This window comes from Micromonospora sp. DT228 (genome assembly GCF_049841595.1).
GTDB lineage: Bacteria > Actinomycetota > Actinomycetes > Mycobacteriales > Micromonosporaceae > Micromonospora.
In genome coordinates this window covers 291,358-307,192 of record NZ_JBNCKO010000005.1, presented here as the reverse complement: position 1 = coordinate 307,192, position 15,835 = coordinate 291,358, and the positions used below count along the sequence as shown (strand labels likewise).

Sequence of the window (15,835 nt, the reverse complement as noted above, 5' to 3'; positions counted from 1 at the left end):
CGAGCAGATGGGTGAAACCCCTCACCGCTCGGCCGACGCCGGCACCGGCGGGACGCGCGTGACGCAGAGTCACGAGTGGCCCGCCGGTGCCTCGGCGCGTGTGGCCGAGGCACCAGTCAGCACCCGTTCCCCTGACGGTTCCGGGCTGGGCGGCGGTGGCGCACTGCCCCGGGCCCGCGCTTTCGGCGCCGAGCGGGCCTTCCACGGCCTCACCCTGGCCGCCGGCACGACGGTTCTGGTCATCATCGTCGCCATCGCGGTCTTCCTGATCGCCAAGGCGATCCCGGCCCTGCGTGCCAACAGCGCCAGCTTCTGGACCTTCGAGGGCTGGTTCCCGAACGACAACCCGCCCACGTTCGGCATCGGCGCGCTCGCCTTCGGTACGGTGCTCACCGCCGCGTTGGCGCTGCTCATGGCGGTCCCGGTGGCGATGGGCATCGCCCTCTACCTGTCCCACTATGCGCCCCGGCGGCTCGGCAACGCGCTCGGCTTCCTGATCGACCTGCTGGCCGCCGTACCCAGTGTGGTGTTCGGCCTCTGGGGGCGCGACTACCTCATCGGGCCGGTCACCGACCTGTCCGGCTGGCTCAACACGTACTTCGGCTGGATCCCGATCTTCGGCGGCGACGGCCCGTACGGCAACTCCATCCTGCTCGGTTCCCTCGTGCTGGCGATCATGGTGCTGCCGATCATCACCTCGCTCACCCGCGAGGTGTTCCTCCAGACGCCCACCGCGAACGAGGAGGCCGCTCTCGCGCTCGGCGCCACCCGGTGGGAGATGCTGCGCACCGCGGTCCTGCCGTACGGGCGGCCCGGCATCATCGCCGCCGTGATGCTCGGACTCGGTCGGGCACTCGGCGAGACCATCGCGCTGGCGCTGACCCTCGGGGCCACCTACAGCATCTCGTTCAACGTGCTGGAGTCCGGCGGCAACACCATCGCCGCCAACATCGCCAACCGCTTCGCCGAGGCGAACGACACCGGTCGCGGCGCCCTGATCGCATCCGGCCTGGTGCTCTTCGCGATCACGCTGGTCGTCAACATCATCGCGCGGGCGATCATCTACCGCCGCCGGGAGTTCACGGAGTCCGCCGCATGAGCACCACGGTCACCTCACACCGCACCCGGCCGCCGGTCCAGCCGGATACGCTGCGGGCCCGGCGGCTGCCCGCGTACGCCGCGCCGGCCATCGCCGTGGCCGCGCTGGCCCTCGCCGCCGCGATCGTCTACGGCGCGAGCATCGGCGGCCCCGTCCTCGTCATCGTGCTGGGCGCGCTGCTCTACCTGGCCGGGCTCTTCGCGGCGGCCAACGCCGTCGAGGGGCGACGAGCGGCCCGCAACCGCACCTGGAGCGCGCTGATCCACTCCGCGTTCGTGCTGGCCGTGGTGCCGCTCGTCTCGGTGGTCTGGACGCTGCTCAGCAAGGGCGTCCAGCGGTTGGACGGCGACTTCTTCCTCACCTCGATGAACAACATCGGCGCCCGGGACCCGAACGGCGGCGCCTACCACGCCATCATCGGCACCCTGGAGCAGGTTGGCATCGCCGTCCTGATCACCGTGCCGCTCGGCCTGCTCTGCGCCATCTACATCGTCGAGTACGGGCGGGGCAAGTTCGCCTTCGCGATCCGGTTCTTCGTCGACGTGATGACAGGTATCCCGTCGATCGTCAGCGGCCTGTTCGTGCTGGCGTTCTGGGTGCTGATCGTGTCGCCGTGGTTCAACGACGGCCGGCCGAGCTTCTCCGGCTTCGCCGCCGCGCTGGCCCTCGCGGTGCTGATGCTGCCGACGATCGTCCGCTCCACCGAGGAGATGTTGCGCCTCGTTCCCGCGCCACTGCGAGAGGGCGCGTACGCGCTCGGCGTGCCCAAGTGGAAGACCATCCTGCGGGTGGTGCTCCCCACCGCGCTCCCGGGCATCGTCACCGGCGTCATGCTCTCCATCGCCCGCGCGGCCGGCGAGACCGCTCCGGTGTTGCTGATCGCCGGCGGTGGCGCCGCGATCAACTTCAACCCGTTCGAGAACAACCAGTCGTCCCTCTCGCTCTACGTCTACCAGCAGGCCGGCAGCGCGTCGAAGTACGCGCCGGAGCGGGCGTGGACCGCTGCACTCACCCTGGTCGCCCTCGTGCTCATCCTGACGATCGCGGCGAAATTGCTGGCCCGTCGCAACCGGCTCAGCCGATGAACCCCGGAGGTACCACCATGGCCAAGCGCGTCTCCGCCTCGAACGTCACCGCGTACTACGGCGGCTTCAAGGCGATCGAGAACATCAACCTGACGGTCGAGCCGAAGACCGTCACCGCCCTGATCGGGCCGTCCGGTTGCGGCAAGTCGACCTTCCTGCGGTCGATCAACCGGATGCACGAGGTGCTGCCCGGGGCTCGGGTCGAGGGCAGCCTGACAATCGACGACCAGGACATCTACGACCGGGACGTGGACGTCACCGCGGTCCGGCGCACGATCGGCATGGTCTTCCAGCGGCCGAACCCGTTCCCCACCATGAGCATCTTCGAGAACGTGGTGGCGGGCCTGAAGCTCAACGGCGTCCGGAAGAAGTCGATCCTGGAGGACTCGGCCGAGAAGGCGCTGCGCTCGGCCAATCTGTGGGACGAGGTCAAGGACCGGCTGGGCAAGCCCGGCGCGGGCCTCTCCGGCGGTCAGCAGCAGCGGCTCTGCATCGCCCGGACCATCGCGGTCGAGCCGCAGGTCGTCCTGATGGACGAGCCGTGCTCGGCCCTGGACCCGATCTCCACGCTGGCCATCGAGGACCTGATGTTCCAGCTCAAGGACAAGTTCACGATCATCATCGTGACCCACAACATGCAGCAGGCCGCACGGGTGTCGGACCGGACCGCCTTCTTCTCCATCGAGAAGACCGGCGACCCGGGCCGCCTGATCGAGTACGACAACACCCAGAAGATCTTCAGCAACCCGAGCGTGAAGAAGACCGAGGACTACATCACCGGCCGCTTCGGCTGAGCCGCTGACTCCCGGTCCGCGAGGGGCGTCGGTCGACCTGACCGGCGCCCTTCCGCGTACCCGACGTGGTTCCAGCCCGGCCCGGGGACGGCCCCGACCCAGCCCGCACGGCACGGCCAAGATCTGCGCAACTACGCGGATATTGCCGTCTCCCGCGAGCCCGAGGCAGCAGCATCCCTGAAGTTGTGCGGATCTTGACGGCACGCGCAGGACACTTGCACCCAAAGGCGCGGGCGGCGCGGGTGGCGCGGGCAGCGCGGGCAGCGGGCAGCGGGCAGCGCGGGCAGCGGGCAGCGGGCAGCGGGCAGCGGTCAGCGGTCAGCGGTCAGCGGTCAGCCCAGGACGAAGCGGTCAGCCCAGGACGAAGCGGGGTTCGCCGTTCGGCGGGAGGTCCAGGCGTGGGGTGACCGGGGTCGCGGCGTCCCGCTGAGCCGCCGCGCGGGCCACGCCGGCCAGGTCGCCGGCCGCCGCCACCTGGGCAAGCGTGACCAGGGTGGGCGGCAGCATGGTCAGCTCGCCCGCCTCGGCGCGGGCAAGCGCGTCCGCCGGGCGGATCCAGAGCGTTTGGTCGGCCTCGCCGGAGACGTCGCGGGTCCGCTGTCCCGCCGGCAGCAGGGCCACGAAGAAGTACGTGTCGAAGCGGCGCGGCTCGAACTCCGGGGTGATCCACCGGCTCCACGGCAGCAGCAGGTCCGACCGCAGGGTGAGCTGTCGGTTGGCGAGCAGCTCGGCGAAGCCCAGCCGTCGCCCCTCCAGGTCCTGCCGGGCGGCCTCCCAGTCGTCCCCGCTGACGTCGCCCACCACTGTCGTCGGGTCCGGGCCGGCGAGCAGCACGCCGGCCTCCTCGAAGACCTCGCGGGCGGCGGCACAGACCACGGCCTGGGCGGCTTCCGGGGTCACCCCGAGCCGGCCCGCCCACTCGGTCGGGGCCGGGCCCGCCCAGTCCAGGTGCGCCGCGGAGTCGGAGCGGTCCACCCCGCCGCCGGGGAAGGCGTACATCCCGCCGAAGGTCATGGTGGCGACCCGGCGGATGACGCACACCTCGAAGTCGACGCCTGTCGGGCGCAGCAGCAGCACGGTGGCGGCGACCCGCGGCACCGCCGGGGTGCCACCCTCGGCCTGGAACCGGCGGGCGTGCTCGACCAGCGCGGCCGGCGCGGCGAAGCCGTCGCTGTTGATCGTCATGCCGCGAGCCTAGTTCCCACCGACTCGACTGCCGGGCGTGGTGATCGACTCGACCTCCTGGATACCGCGGCATCAGCCACGGCATGATGCCACGACATCACGAAACCGGTGTTGATCACGCCGGGCGGGCGGCGGGCGGCGGGCAGGCGGGCGGCGGGCGGTTCACCTGGCTCCGCTAGCGTTTCGGCATGACTCGTTGGGGCATCCTGGCCACCGGCCACATCGCCAGCCGTTTCGCCGAAGACCTCCGGCTGGTGCCGGACGCCGAGCTGGTCGCGGTCGGCTCGCGCGCCGTCGAGAGCGCGCGGCGCTTCGCCGACACGTACGGCGCCAAGCGCGCCTACGGATCCTGGGTGGAGTTGGCCGCCGACCCGGAGGTCGACGCGATCTACGTGGCCACCCCGCACTCCGCGCACCACGAGGCGGCGATGACCTGCCTGACCGCCGGCCGGGCGGTGCTGTTGGAGAAGCCGTTCACCCTCGACCTGGCCAGCAGCGCCGAGTTGGTGGACACGGCCCGCGCCGCCGGGGTCTTCCTGATGGAGGCCATGTGGATGCGACTGAATCCGCTGATCCTGCGCGTGGTCGAGCTGATCGCGGACGGGGCGATCGGCACGGTGACCGGCGTCCGGGCCGATTTCGGGGTGGCCGGGCCGTTTCCGCCGGAGCACCGGATGCGCAACGCCGCACTGGGCGGGGGCGCCCTGCTCGACCTGGGGATCTACCCGATCAGCCTGGCCCACCTGCTGCTCGGCGTGCCGCAGCACATCCGGTCCTGGGCGCAGCTCGGCCCGGAGGGGACGGACGAGAACACCGGGATCCTGTTCGGCTACGACACCGGAGCGCTGGCCACGCTGAGCTGCGGCATGGTCGGGCTGAGCGGGCAAACCGCCTCGATCACCGGCACGACGGGACGGATCGACCTGCCGGAGCCGTTCTTCCGGCCGGGTTCCGTGGTCCTGCACCGGGCCGGCGTGGAGCCGGAGACGATCGTCGCCGACGGGGCCGGCAACGGCTACCAGTACGAGGCGATCGAGGTGCAGCGCTGCCTGGCCGCCGGGCTGACCGAGAGCCCACTGGTGCCGCACGCCACGACCCTTGAGGTGATGGCGCTGCTGGACACGGTGCGGGAGCAGATCGGCGTGCGGTACGAGTGAAAGAAAGGGGCCCCTCCTCGCGGAGGGGCCCCTTCTGGGCGACGGTCAGCCGAAGAGCGGCCGGACCAGCAGGTAGGTGACGCAGGCGATGAGCGCGGCGGCCGGGAACGTGATGATCCAGGCGAGCACGATGTTGCCGGCGACGTTCCAGCGGACCGCGGAGAGCCGCTTCGTCGCGCCCACGCCCATGATCGCCGAGGTGATCGTGTGCGTGGTCGAGATCGGCGCCTTCAGCACCAGGGCGTTGAAGTAGAGCACCGCGCTGGCGACCGTCTCGGCGGCGAAGCCCTCCGGCGGCCCCAGGTCGATGATCTTACGACCGAGGGTACGGATGATCCGCCATCCGCCGGCGTACGTGCCCAGGGCCAGCATCGTCGCCGAGGTCCAGAACACCCAGCCCGGGATGTGCGTCTTGCTCTCCTGGAAACCGCCGGTGTAGAGCGCCAGCACCACGATGCCCATGGTCTTGGCGGCGTCCTGCATGCCGTGGCCGACCGACATGGCGGCCGCCGAGACGGTCTGCGCCCACCGGAAGCCCCGGTTGAGCTTGCCCGGCTGCCCCTTCCGGAACAGCCAGAGGATGGCAAGCATCAGCAGGTAGCCGAGGGTCAGGCCGACGATCGGCGAGAGCACCATCGGCAGCAGCACCTTCTCGCCGATGTTGCCCCACTGCACGATGCCGCCGGTGGACAGCAGGGTCGCGCCGACCAGGCCGCCGAAGAGCGCGTGTGAGGACGACGAGGGCAGACCGAAGTACCAGGTGATCAGGTTCCAGGCGATCGCGCCGAGCACCCCGGCGAAGACCACGCCGAGGCTGTTCACGCCGGTCGGGAGGGTGACCAGGCCGTCGCCGACGGTCTTGGCCACGCCGGCGCCGAAGTGCGCGCCGACGAAGTTGCCGACCGCGGCGAGGCCGAGGGCGATCCGGGGGGTCAGCGCCCGGGTGGAGACGCTTGTCGCGATCGCGTTGGCGGCGTCGTGGAAGCCGTTGGTGTAGTCGAACGCCAGGGCTACCCCGATCACCGCCAGCACGGCGATGAGTTCGGGTGTGAAAGTCACCGGATCAGGACTCCTTGACCGCGATGGTCTCGACCGTGTTGGCCACGTGCTCGAAGGCGTCGCAGGCGGCCTCCAGCTCGTCGGCCACCTCCTTCATCTTCAGCACCGTCAACGCGTCGTACTCGCCGGAGAAGAGGCGGACGAGCAGTTGCCGGTTGATCCGGTCGCCCTCGTTCTCCAGCCGGTTGCACTCGATCCAGTAGTCCTCGAGATCCTTCATCGACTTGAGCCGGGGCATCGCGTCGGCGGTCAGCTTGGCCTGCTGGTCGAGCACGTTGACCATCTCGTGCAGCTCGCGGGGCAGCGCCGGCAGCTCGGTCAGCCCGTACAGGTAGAGCAGGTCGCCGACCGCTTCCAGGTGGTCCATCACGTCGTCGAGCAGCGAGCCCAGCCGGTAGATGTCCTCCCGGTCGAACGGCGTGATGAACGTCGAGTTGATCTTCTTGTAGAGGTCGTGGGTGATCTGGTCGCTGTCGTGCTCGACCTCGGTCAGCCGCTCGCTCACGGACTGCACGTCCACGCCGGGCAGGGCCAGCTCGTTGAGCAGCGCGGTGCCTCGGACCAGGTTCTGCGCGGCCCTGGTGAAGAGCTCGTAGAAGGCGCCCTCGGTGGGGCGGAAGGAAAACTTCACAGCACAGACCTCGTCGCGTCGGTGGAAGGGTGGCGGCACCCGTCGGGCACCCGCTGGGTGAATGCTAGGAAACGCCGGAACCGCGAATTCGACGGCCCACCCCTGGCCAGGCGTCATTCACCGGTCGTTCATCTGCTGTTCATCTCGGCCGTCCCACCCGCACCCACTCCCCCAGCGACCAACCGCTCCCGCTCCCGATCGACATCGAAATCGGCAGCCGGATACCCCAGGTCGAGGGTGTCGAACGTCTCACGCAGCAGATGAGCCACCGCCCAGTCCCGGTACCACTTGCGGTCCGCCGGCACCACGAACCAGGGCGCGGCGTCCGTGCCGCACCGGCTGAGGGCCTCGGCGTACGCGGCCTGGTAGTCGTCCCAGTGCGACCGGGAGTCGACGTCGGAGGGGTTGTACTTCCAGTGCTTGCGCGGGTCGGTGAGTCGTTCCAGCAGGCGCTTGCCCTGCTCGGCGTACGAGATGTGCAGCATCACCTTGAGCACTGTCGTCCGGCCCTCGGTCAACTCCCGCTCGAACGCGTTGATCTCGTCATAGCGGGCCCGCCAGGTCGCCTCCGGCACCAGCGAGCCGACCCGGGCGATCAACACGTCCTCGTAGTGCGAACGGTTGAACATCCCCACGTACCCCGGCGGCGGCAACTCCCGCCGGATCCGCCACAAAAAGTCGTGCCGCAACTCCTGGCGGGTCGGCGGCCCGAACGAGCGGATGTGCAGGCCCAGCGGGTTCATGGCGCCGGCCACCCGCTTGATCGTGCCGTCCTTGCCACCGCAGTCCATCGCCTGGAGCACCAGCAGGACCCGGCGTGCCGGCCGGTCCGACCCGCTCTTGGCCATCGCGAAGAGCATCTCCTGCTGCCGGCCCAGCTCGCCGCCGACCAACTCCACCTGCTCCCGCGCCCAGGCCTTACGGTGCTCGCCGCGCCCCGCCGCGCTCGGCACGCCGGGCGTGGACCGCGGGTCGACCGCGCCCAGGTCCACAGGTGCGGTGACCCGCAGCAACTCCCGAACGGAACCGCCGTCCGGTGCCACGATCTGCCCTTGTTGGGGTGCGCTCATCCACGGATCATCGCCCAATCGCGGGCGATCCGCCCGCCGAGGCCCACCCCTCACCCCACCCCCGATCGGACCGGTGGCGGGCCAGCCCGCCACCGCGCACAGGGCTGCCGACACCCCCGGTCGGCGCGGTCCACGGGCCGGCCGCCGCCCGGCACGGGGCAGCCAGGGCGTCCGGTCGGCGGGAGGATGGACGTCAGGGTGGTGCCGGCGGGGAGGGTGGTGGGTCGTGCAGGATCTGGCGACGGAGTTCGAGGCCGAGCGGGGGCGGCTGCTCTCGGTGGCCCGCCGGATGCTGGGCAGCCGCAGTGAGGCGGAGGACGCCGTGCAGGAAACCTGGCTGCGCTACGCCAATGCCCTCGCCGACCCGAGCGCTCGCGCCGAGATCCGCGAGCTGTCCGCGTGGCTGACCACCGCCTGCGCCCGGATCTGCCTGGACGTGCTCCGCTCGGCGCGGGTCCGCCGCGAGGCGTACCCCGGGCAGTGGTTGCCGGAGCCCGTGGTGAGCCCGTTGGGCGCGGTGACGCCGACGGACGGCTACGCGCCCGATCCGGCCGAGCGGGCGGTGCGCACCGACCAGGTCGGCACGGCGCTGCTCGTCGTGCTGGAGCGGCTCGCGCCGGAGCAGCGGGTCGCGCTCGTGCTGCACGACGTGTTCGCGGTGCCGTTCGCCCGGGTAGCCGACGTGCTCGGCACCACCGAGGCGGCCGCCCGCCAGCTCGCCCACCGGGCACGCCGGGCGGTCACCGCGCCGGACGTGCCCCGACACACCGCGGACCTGGCCGAGCAGCGCCGGGTACTCGAAGCGTTCGTCGCCGCCACCGAGTCCGGCGAGTTGGAGCAACTGCTCCAGGTGCTCGCGCCGGACGTGGTCTTCGTCGGTGACTCGGGCGGGCACTACCCCTCGGCCCGCCAGCCGGTCGTCGGCGCGGACGCCGTGGGTCGCTTCACGCTCGGCCTGTTCGGCCGGGCCGGCCGGTACGCCGACCGGGTGCTGGCCCGGCTCGTGCTCGTCGATGGCGCGCTCGGCCTGCAGATGGAGACCGTGCACAGCGACGGGCGGCCGATCCGCCTGGTCACCGTCTTCGCGGTGGACCAGGGCCGGATCACCGCCATCTACAACCAGATCAACCCGGAGAAACTGGCCGGCCTGCCCCCGCTCGGCGACGACGACGGCTGGCCACCGCGCTGGTGAGCCGGCCGGCGCGGCATCAGACCACCAGGCCCAACCACTTGCGGTACGAGGTGGCGAACGGCTCGGTGCCGTCGCCCAGCGCTCCGAGCAGTCGTTGGGCCGCGGCCTCGGCCTCGGCCACCACGTCGTCCGGGTAGCCGAACCGGACCCGGTGCTCGGCGAACTCGTCCTCGTCGAGCAGCTCCACCAGGCCGGTGGCCCGACGCCGGACGACGTCCAGGTCCAGGTCGATCAGGTGGACCGTGTCGTCGGACTCCCAGCGGGCCGGGGTGGTGATGTCGCAGTAGACCTCGCTGGTGCGGGGCGGGGGGTTGAACATGGCCGTCCACCAGGCACGGTGTGGCACCAGCAGAACGAAGGGGATCTTCTCCACCGACGGGCGGCCGTGGTAGACCGACTCGGTGCCCTGGGGCACGCCGAGCCAGATGCCGAGGTCGTCCTCGGTGAGCCGGCGGGCCGGGTAGTCGCGGTGGGCGCTGCCGTCGTACTTGCGGTAGATCACTCGGACCATGTCGCTCGGCATGATTCGCACCCTAACCGATACTGCCCACCCGTCGTAGCGTGGCGGTAACCGGGCGGCGCGGCCGCGACAACTAGCGTGGCCGGCAGCGCGCCACGCGGCGGAGGGGCACGGCCGGTGTCGGCCGCGCCGGGTACCGTCGCACGGTGACTCCGCCCCGCACCACCACCGGTTCCGCCACTCCGTCGGCCCGCGCCAAGGGCCGGCGGCGGGGTGCCCGGCCCAGCGGCACGGAGCTGCTGGCGGCGGCGGTCGGCGCGGTGCCCGGCGGCGCGGAACGCCCCGGCCAGCTGCAGATGACCACGGCGATCGAGGAGTGCGTCGCCGGCGGCGAGCACCTGCTCGTGCAGGCGGGCACCGGCACCGGCAAGTCGCTGGCCTACCTCGCCCCGGCGCTGACAGTGGACGGCCCGGTGGTGGTCTCCACCGCCACCCTGGCGTTGCAGTCGCAGCTTGTCGACCACGACCTGCCCCGGCTGGCCGACGCGGTCGAACCGGTGCTCGGCCGTCGGCCCACGTTCGCGGTGCTCAAGGGTCGCCACCACTATCTCTGCCTCGCCCGACTGGACAACTCCACCGAGGAGGAGCCGGAGGACACCCTCTTCGACGCCCCCGCGGCCCGTCCCGGGGGTGGCACGAAGTGGCTCGGTGAGGCGGGCCGGTTGGGCAAGCAGGTCGAACGGCTGCGCGACTGGGCCGAGCGGACCGCCACCGGCGACCGGGATGAGCTGGACCCAGGCGTCGACGACCAGGCCTGGCGGCTGGTGTCGATGCCGGCCCGGGAGTGCGTCGGGGCGACCCGCTGCCCCTTCGGGCAGGAGTGCTTCGCCGAGGCGTCGCGAGCGCGGGCCCGGGAGGCCGACATCGTGGTGACAAACCACAGCCTGCTCGCGGTCGACATGCTCGCCGACCGGCACATCGTGCCGCCGCACAAGCTGCTCATCGTCGACGAGGCGCACGAGCTGGCCGACCGGGTCTCCTCCGCGGCTCAGGCGGAGCTGGTGCCGGAGCTGATCGACCGGACCACCCGGCGGGCCCGTACGCTGCTGCGGCCGGAGACCGCCGAGGCGCTCACCGCCGCCGGCGACGCGCTCGCGGTCGGGCTGGCCGAGGCTCCGGCCGGGCGGATCACCGCCGGGTTGCCGACGCCGCTGCGGGAGGCGTGCACGCTGCTCGACGCGGCGACCCGTGCCGCCCTGGACGCCATCGGCGACATCAAGTCCGACGATCCCGACCCGGTCCGCAAGCAGCAGGCCAAGGCCGCCCTGGACGAGCTCTCCACCACCGCCCAACGGCTGCTGGAGGAGGCCGACCACGACGTGGCCTGGGTGGAGAAGAACGACAGCGGCAGCCGCCGGGCGCTTGTGGTCGCGCCGCTGTCGGTGGCCGGCACCCTCGCCACCCACCTGTACGACGAACGCACAGTCGTCGCCACCTCGGCGACGCTGGCGTTGGGCGGTCGGTTCGACACGGTGGCCCGCGCCCTCGGGTTGGACGCGCCGCCGCCCGCACCGCCGACCCCCGCCGCGGCCGCCCAGGCCGCCCGCACCGGTCCGGGTCGCCCGGTCGCCGAGTCGCCGGGCCGTCGACTCGCCGGCGACGCCGCCCCGAACGCCGTCGTACCGGCCACCGAGGGCCCCGGTTGGCGGTCACTCGACGTCGGTTCGCCGTTCGACTACGCCCGGCAGGGCATCCTGTACGTCGCCGCGCACCTGCCCCGCCCCAGTGTCTCCGGGCTGCCCGACGCCGCCGGGGAGGAGTTGCTCGCGCTGGTCGAGGCGCTCGGTGGTCGTACCCTCGGGCTTTTCTCCTCTCGGCGGGCCGCGCAGCAGGCGGCGGAGCTGGTGCGCGCGCGGACCGACCTGCCGGTGTTGTTGCAGGGCGAGGAGGCGCTGCCGCTGCTGGTCCGCCGCTTCCGGGAGGAGCGGGCGAGCTGCCTGTTCGGCGTGATGTCGCTCTGGCAGGGCGTGGACGTGCCGGGTGACGCCTGCCAGCTCGTCGTCATCGACCGGCTGCCCTTCCCGCGCCCGGACGAGCCGTTGGCGGCGGCCCGTGCCGCGGCCGTGGACGCCGGCGGTGGCTCCGGCTTCTCCGCGGTCAGTGTGCCGATCGCGGCGGTGCGACTGGCCCAGGGCGTGGGCCGGCTGATCCGGGCGACCGGTGACCGGGGTGTGGTCGCGGTGCTCGACTCCCGGCTGGAGACGGCTCGTGGCTATGGGCCGTTCCTGCGCCGCTCACTGCCGCCGTTCTGGTACACGACCCGCCCCGAGGTGGCCCGCGGCGCTCTGCAACGCCTCGCCAAGTCCTAACCCGGATCAGGGGGCCTGGGAGGCGACGACCACCGCGTCGGGCGGGGTGTCCGGGACCCTGCGGGCGGCGAGCCGGCGCACCGCGGTGTTCAGCACCGCGATGAGCGGCACGGAGACCAGCGCTCCGGTGATGCCGGCCAGGACGACACCCGCGGCGATGCCGATGATCACCGCGAGCGGGTGCAGGGCGACCGCCCGTCCCATGATCAGCGGTTGGAGGATGTGGCCCTCCACCTGCTGCACACCGATCACCACGCCCAGGATGATCAGCGCGGTGACCGGGCCGCTGTCGACGAGCGCCACCAGCACCGCCACGCCACCGGAGAGCGCCGCGCCGACGATCGGGATGAACGCGCCCAGGAAGACGAGCGCGGCGAGCGGGAAGGCGAACGGGATGTCGAAGATGACCAGGAAGATGCCGATGCCGACCGCGTCGATGAAGGCCACCAGGACTGTCGCGCGGACGTAGGCGACGAGCGTCTGCCAGGAGGCGCGGCCCGCGTCGTCGACCTTCCACCGGGCGGCCACCGGCAACAGCCGGACCAGGAAGCGCCAGATCCGGTTGCCGTCGCGCAGGAAGAAGAACGTCGCGAAGAGCACCAGGAGCGTGCCGGTCAGCACCTCGGCAAGCGTGGCGGCGGTGCTCAGGGCACCGCTCGTGAACCGTGAGGTGTTGTTGTTGATCCAGCTCTGCGCCTCGTTGATGTAGCGGTCGAGCTGGGTGTCGGAGAGGTGCAGCGGACCCGTCTTGAGCCAGTTCTGGATCTGCCGGACGCCCTCCGAGGACTTCTCGCTCAGCTCCGGCACACCTCGGATGAACTCGTTGACCACGAGCGTCAGCGTGCCGATCACCGCGACGAGACCGCCGACCAGCACCACCGCCGTCGCCAGCGACCGGGGCAGTCGAGCCCGCAGCAGCCAGCCCACCGCCGGCGCGAGCAGCGCGGAGAGCAGCAGCGCGATGGCCAGCGGAATGATCACGATCTTGACGGTGCTGACGACCCTGACCAGCGCCCAGGCCACCACACCGATCACGATCAGCCGCCAGCACCAGGCGGCGGCGATCCGCAGCCCGTGCGGGACGTCGGCGTCGTCCCGGCTGGAGGTCGAGCTGTGCAGGTCCACCGGAGGTTCCGCGCCGTAGACCGAGGCGCTCGGCGGTGCGGTCGGCCCCGGCACGGCCGGCGACGCCACCCGGGCGGCGTCCGACACGTCACCCAACTCGTCGGCCGAAACGCCCTCGTCGGCGGGGGCCGACTCCTGTCGTGCCTGGTAGGCGCGACGAAGCCGCCCGCGTACCCGCTCGAAGCGGCTCAAGCGCACCTCCTGGCAGTGAAACCGGCCCGCCAACGGCGACAGGTCGGAGAGCATACGTCCGTCCCGGACACCGTAGGGCAGTTCCGCCACACAATGCCCAGACCACCACCGGCGTAACCACCGGCGGACCCGCCGTCGGCCACACGGTAGCGTCTGCGGCGTGACCGCCGACAATGATCTGGACGCCGGCCTGCCGATTCGCCTGCTGCACGATCGCGTGCTGGTGCGGATGGAGGGCAGCGAGGGCGAACGCCGCTCCTCCGCCGGCATCGTCATCCCGGCGACCGCCCAGGTCGGCAAGCGCCTCGCCTGGGCCACGGCGGTAGGGGTGGGGCCGAACGTGCGCGCCATCGTCTCCGGCGACCGGGTGCTCTTCGACCCGGACGACCGCTCCGAGGTCGAGCTGCACGGCCGCGGGTACGTGCTGCTGCGGGAACGCGACGTGCACGCGGTGGCCGCCGAGCGGATCGAGAACGACCCCACCGGCCTCTACCTCTGACGCACCTCCCCCGGCCACCACGCCGCGCCGCGCATCGTTTGCCCAGCCGCACGAAGGGAAGCCATCCGGCGACCGTGGCCCTGGGGAGGGACGATGCCAATATTCGTGAAGAAGCTGTTGACCTGGGGCAGTGTCGCGTTCCTGATCTACTTCATGGCCTTCCGGCCGGACGGTGCCGCGCAGATCTTCAAGGCCATCGGGGGCGCGCTGATGGCGATGTTTCAGGGCTTCGGTGACTTCCTCACCTCCCTGATGACCTGAGGCCACCGGCCGGGGCGCCTGCCGTCAGGGGTGACCCGGCGGCCACGGCGGAGCCGAGCGCAGACCGGGCCAGCCGGGCGGCGGGCCATAGCCCACCGGAGGCGGCGGCGCGGGGGCCAGCACCACCGGGATCGGCACCACCGGCTCGTCCGGCGCGTCCACCGCACGCTGGGTGCCGTCGGGAAAACGCAGGTGGTAGCGGCTGCCGTCCCAGATCCCCGTCGGGGCCTGCGGGTCGCGGCCGACGAAGAACGACCGGTACGCGCCGATCGCGTCCAGCAACTCCCGTTCCTCCCGCGCGGTCCGTTCCTGGTCGGCGGGCTTGCGGTCCAGGCCACGCAGCGAGCCGTCGCGCAGCAGGGCCAGTCGGGTGGCCGCGGACTGGTAGCCGCGCATCGCCCGCACCCCGGCGTCGCCGGCCACCCGCCGCGCCCAACTGCGGGCCGCGTGCCGCCGGCCGAGACTGCTCAGCGCGGCCACCTCGGGTGGGCTCAGCCAGCCGGCGCGTACGTAGTCCGGCAGGGTCCGCTCGGTGAGCCGCCCCTCCCAGGCGCGCAGCCACACCGCGAGACCCACCATGCCGAAGAAGACAGGCACCATCAGGCCCAGGAAGCCGTACAGCATGATCACCGCCTCGCCGGTGGCCTGGGTCAGCGTGGGCAGCAGGTTCCACGTGCCGTGCAACATCATCGCCAGCAGCAGGCCGCCGATCGGGGCGAGAACCCGGACCCGGCGGTCCGCCGTCCGGGCCGCGATGCCGAGCCCCACACCTGTCATCGAGGTGAAGAGCGGGTGGGCGAAACCGAACAGCAGGATCCGCAGGATGAAGATCCCGATGACCTGGTTGATGCCGGTCACCGGGCCGTACCGGTCGGCTCCGGACGCGTAGCCCAGACCACCCAGGTAGAGGATGTTCTCCACCATCGCGAAGCCGACCGCGGACAACCCGCAGTAGACCAGGCCGTCGGTGATCCCGGACCACTCCCGCCGGCGGAACACCAGCAGCAGGATCGGGCCCAGCGCCTTGGTCAGCTCCTCGATGAACGGCGCCACCAGCACGCCGGTGAGCGCGTCGGGCAGCCCCCAGTCGGCGAACAGCCCGGCGGCGAATTCGTTGACCGTGAGCGAGGCGGCGGTGGAGACGAACGCTCCCCAGGCGAAGCAGAAGATCAGATATTTCAGCGGCTCGGGCTCGTACCGGTCCAGCCAGAGGAAGCAGGCGACGAGCACCGGCACCGGCAGGATGGCGGCGGCCACCCCGATCAGCAGGGCCTGGACACCGAGCGACCGGCCGAGCGTGAAGACCATGAACACCGCGCAGGCGGCGATGAGCAGCACCACCGCGGCCAGCGCCAGGAACCGCCGCCAACCCAGCCGGCGCAGCGGCATCCGGGCCGCCTGGCCGACGGACGGGGCCGCGGGCGCGGGCGACGGCGGCAGGGGCGTACCGGGCGGGGTGTCGGCCATGCGGTCAGCGTAGCCATCCGCCGCCGGCTGGTCCGGTCGCATCGGTTGCCGCTATGCTGCCGGGAGGTCACGAGTGCCAGCGTTCAGCCCCGGCTTGCTGGCCGGCAACCCTCGTCGAGTTCGCGGTGGGGTGCCCCGGGTGATGACCGGGCCCAGCCCGATCGGTGTGCTGGGCAAGCGCGGACCCCGT

Annotated in this window: 15 protein-coding genes and 1 riboswitch; of the genes, 8 read left to right on the top strand and 7 right to left on the bottom strand. The window is 71.8% G+C overall.

What is annotated here, in order from left to right:
• The first annotated feature begins 7 nt into the window (after nucleotides 1-7).
• The 3 genes from pstC to pstB are packed head-to-tail and all read left to right on the top strand — an operon-like array spanning nucleotide 8 to nucleotide 2,978.
• Nucleotides 8-1,099, top strand: coding sequence for a phosphate ABC transporter permease subunit PstC (gene pstC, locus ACLQ29_RS13200; protein WP_393369767.1), 1,092 nt, complete (start codon nucleotides 8-10; stop codon nucleotides 1,097-1,099).
• Nucleotides 1,096-2,184, top strand: coding sequence for a phosphate ABC transporter permease PstA (gene pstA / locus ACLQ29_RS13195; protein WP_425771871.1), 1,089 nt, complete (start codon nucleotides 1,096-1,098; stop codon nucleotides 2,182-2,184). Before pstC ends, pstA begins: the two co-directional genes overlap by 4 nt.
• 17 nt (nucleotides 2,185-2,201) lie before the next feature.
• Nucleotides 2,202-2,978 (top strand): phosphate ABC transporter ATP-binding protein PstB, encoded by a 777-nt coding sequence (pstB, locus tag ACLQ29_RS13190; RefSeq protein ID WP_210925477.1) that lies wholly within the window; start codon nucleotides 2,202-2,204, stop codon nucleotides 2,976-2,978.
• A 351-nt stretch (nucleotides 2,979-3,329) separates the two neighbouring features.
• Here pstB and ACLQ29_RS13185 read toward each other — a convergent pair whose 3' ends face one another.
• The gene (locus ACLQ29_RS13185; protein ID WP_425771870.1) at nucleotides 3,330-4,163 is read right to left on the bottom strand and encodes an NUDIX hydrolase; all 834 of its coding nucleotides are present in this window, start codon (nucleotides 4,161-4,163) and stop codon (nucleotides 3,330-3,332) included.
• Between the two features lie 188 nt (nucleotides 4,164-4,351).
• Here ACLQ29_RS13185 and ACLQ29_RS13180 point away from each other — a divergent pair, with 188 nt between their 5' ends.
• Nucleotides 4,352-5,320: a Gfo/Idh/MocA family protein gene (locus ACLQ29_RS13180; protein WP_425771869.1), complete on the top strand. Its 969-nt coding sequence runs from the start codon at nucleotides 4,352-4,354 to the stop codon at nucleotides 5,318-5,320.
• 45 nt (nucleotides 5,321-5,365) lie between these two features.
• On the opposite strand, the gene ACLQ29_RS13175 is transcribed toward ACLQ29_RS13180, so the two are convergent.
• The 3 genes from ACLQ29_RS13175 to ACLQ29_RS13165 form a co-directional block, all read right to left on the bottom strand.
• Entirely contained in the window at nucleotides 5,366-6,379 is a 1,014-nt protein-coding gene (locus ACLQ29_RS13175) for an inorganic phosphate transporter (protein ID WP_357068198.1), read from the bottom strand.
• 4 nt (nucleotides 6,380-6,383) lie between these two features.
• On the bottom strand, nucleotides 6,384-7,010 hold the full coding sequence (locus ACLQ29_RS13170) for a DUF47 domain-containing protein (protein ID WP_053655020.1): 627 nt from the start codon (nucleotides 7,008-7,010) through the stop codon (nucleotides 6,384-6,386).
• Between the two features lie 128 nt (nucleotides 7,011-7,138).
• Entirely contained in the window at nucleotides 7,139-8,080 is a 942-nt protein-coding gene (locus ACLQ29_RS13165) for a PPK2 family polyphosphate kinase (protein WP_425771868.1), read from the bottom strand.
• Nucleotides 8,081-8,306: 226 nt separating this feature from the next.
• Here ACLQ29_RS13165 and sigJ point away from each other — a divergent pair, with 226 nt between their 5' ends.
• Nucleotides 8,307-9,272, top strand: a complete 966-nt coding sequence (gene sigJ / locus ACLQ29_RS13160; protein ID WP_425771867.1) for an RNA polymerase sigma factor SigJ — start codon at nucleotides 8,307-8,309, stop codon at nucleotides 9,270-9,272.
• 16 nt (nucleotides 9,273-9,288) lie between these two features.
• On the opposite strand, the gene ACLQ29_RS13155 is transcribed toward sigJ, so the two are convergent.
• Complete coding sequence (locus ACLQ29_RS13155) at nucleotides 9,289-9,795, bottom strand: DUF402 domain-containing protein (RefSeq protein ID WP_425771866.1); 507 nt, start codon at nucleotides 9,793-9,795, stop codon at nucleotides 9,289-9,291.
• Between the two features lie 143 nt (nucleotides 9,796-9,938).
• Between ACLQ29_RS13155 and ACLQ29_RS13150 the strand changes: the two genes are divergently transcribed.
• Complete coding sequence (locus ACLQ29_RS13150) at nucleotides 9,939-12,101, top strand: ATP-dependent DNA helicase (protein WP_393369748.1); 2,163 nt, start codon at nucleotides 9,939-9,941, stop codon at nucleotides 12,099-12,101.
• Nucleotides 12,102-12,107: 6 nt separating this feature from the next.
• On the opposite strand, the gene ACLQ29_RS13145 is transcribed toward ACLQ29_RS13150, so the two are convergent.
• Nucleotides 12,108-13,472 carry an AI-2E family transporter gene (locus tag ACLQ29_RS13145; RefSeq protein ID WP_425771865.1) on the bottom strand — a complete coding sequence of 455 codons (1,365 nt, stop codon included), beginning with the start codon at nucleotides 13,470-13,472 and terminating at the stop codon, nucleotides 12,108-12,110.
• Nucleotides 13,473-13,578: 106 nt separating this feature from the next.
• Here ACLQ29_RS13145 and ACLQ29_RS13140 point away from each other — a divergent pair, with 106 nt between their 5' ends.
• Entirely contained in the window at nucleotides 13,579-13,917 is a 339-nt protein-coding gene (locus ACLQ29_RS13140; protein WP_425771864.1) for a GroES family chaperonin, read from the top strand.
• 93 nt (nucleotides 13,918-14,010) lie between these two features.
• A complete protein-coding gene (locus tag ACLQ29_RS13135; RefSeq protein ID WP_425771863.1) occupies nucleotides 14,011-14,178 on the top strand; it encodes a hypothetical protein in 168 nt (55 codons plus the stop codon).
• Nucleotides 14,179-14,202: 24 nt separating this feature from the next.
• On the opposite strand, the gene ACLQ29_RS13130 is transcribed toward ACLQ29_RS13135, so the two are convergent.
• On the bottom strand, nucleotides 14,203-15,687 hold the full coding sequence (locus ACLQ29_RS13130; protein WP_425771862.1) for a PrsW family intramembrane metalloprotease: 1,485 nt from the start codon (nucleotides 15,685-15,687) through the stop codon (nucleotides 14,203-14,205).
• A gap of 23 nt (nucleotides 15,688-15,710) precedes the next feature.
• A riboswitch (SAM riboswitch) is annotated at nucleotides 15,711-15,831 on the top strand.
• Nucleotides 15,832-15,835 lie beyond the last annotated feature (4 nt).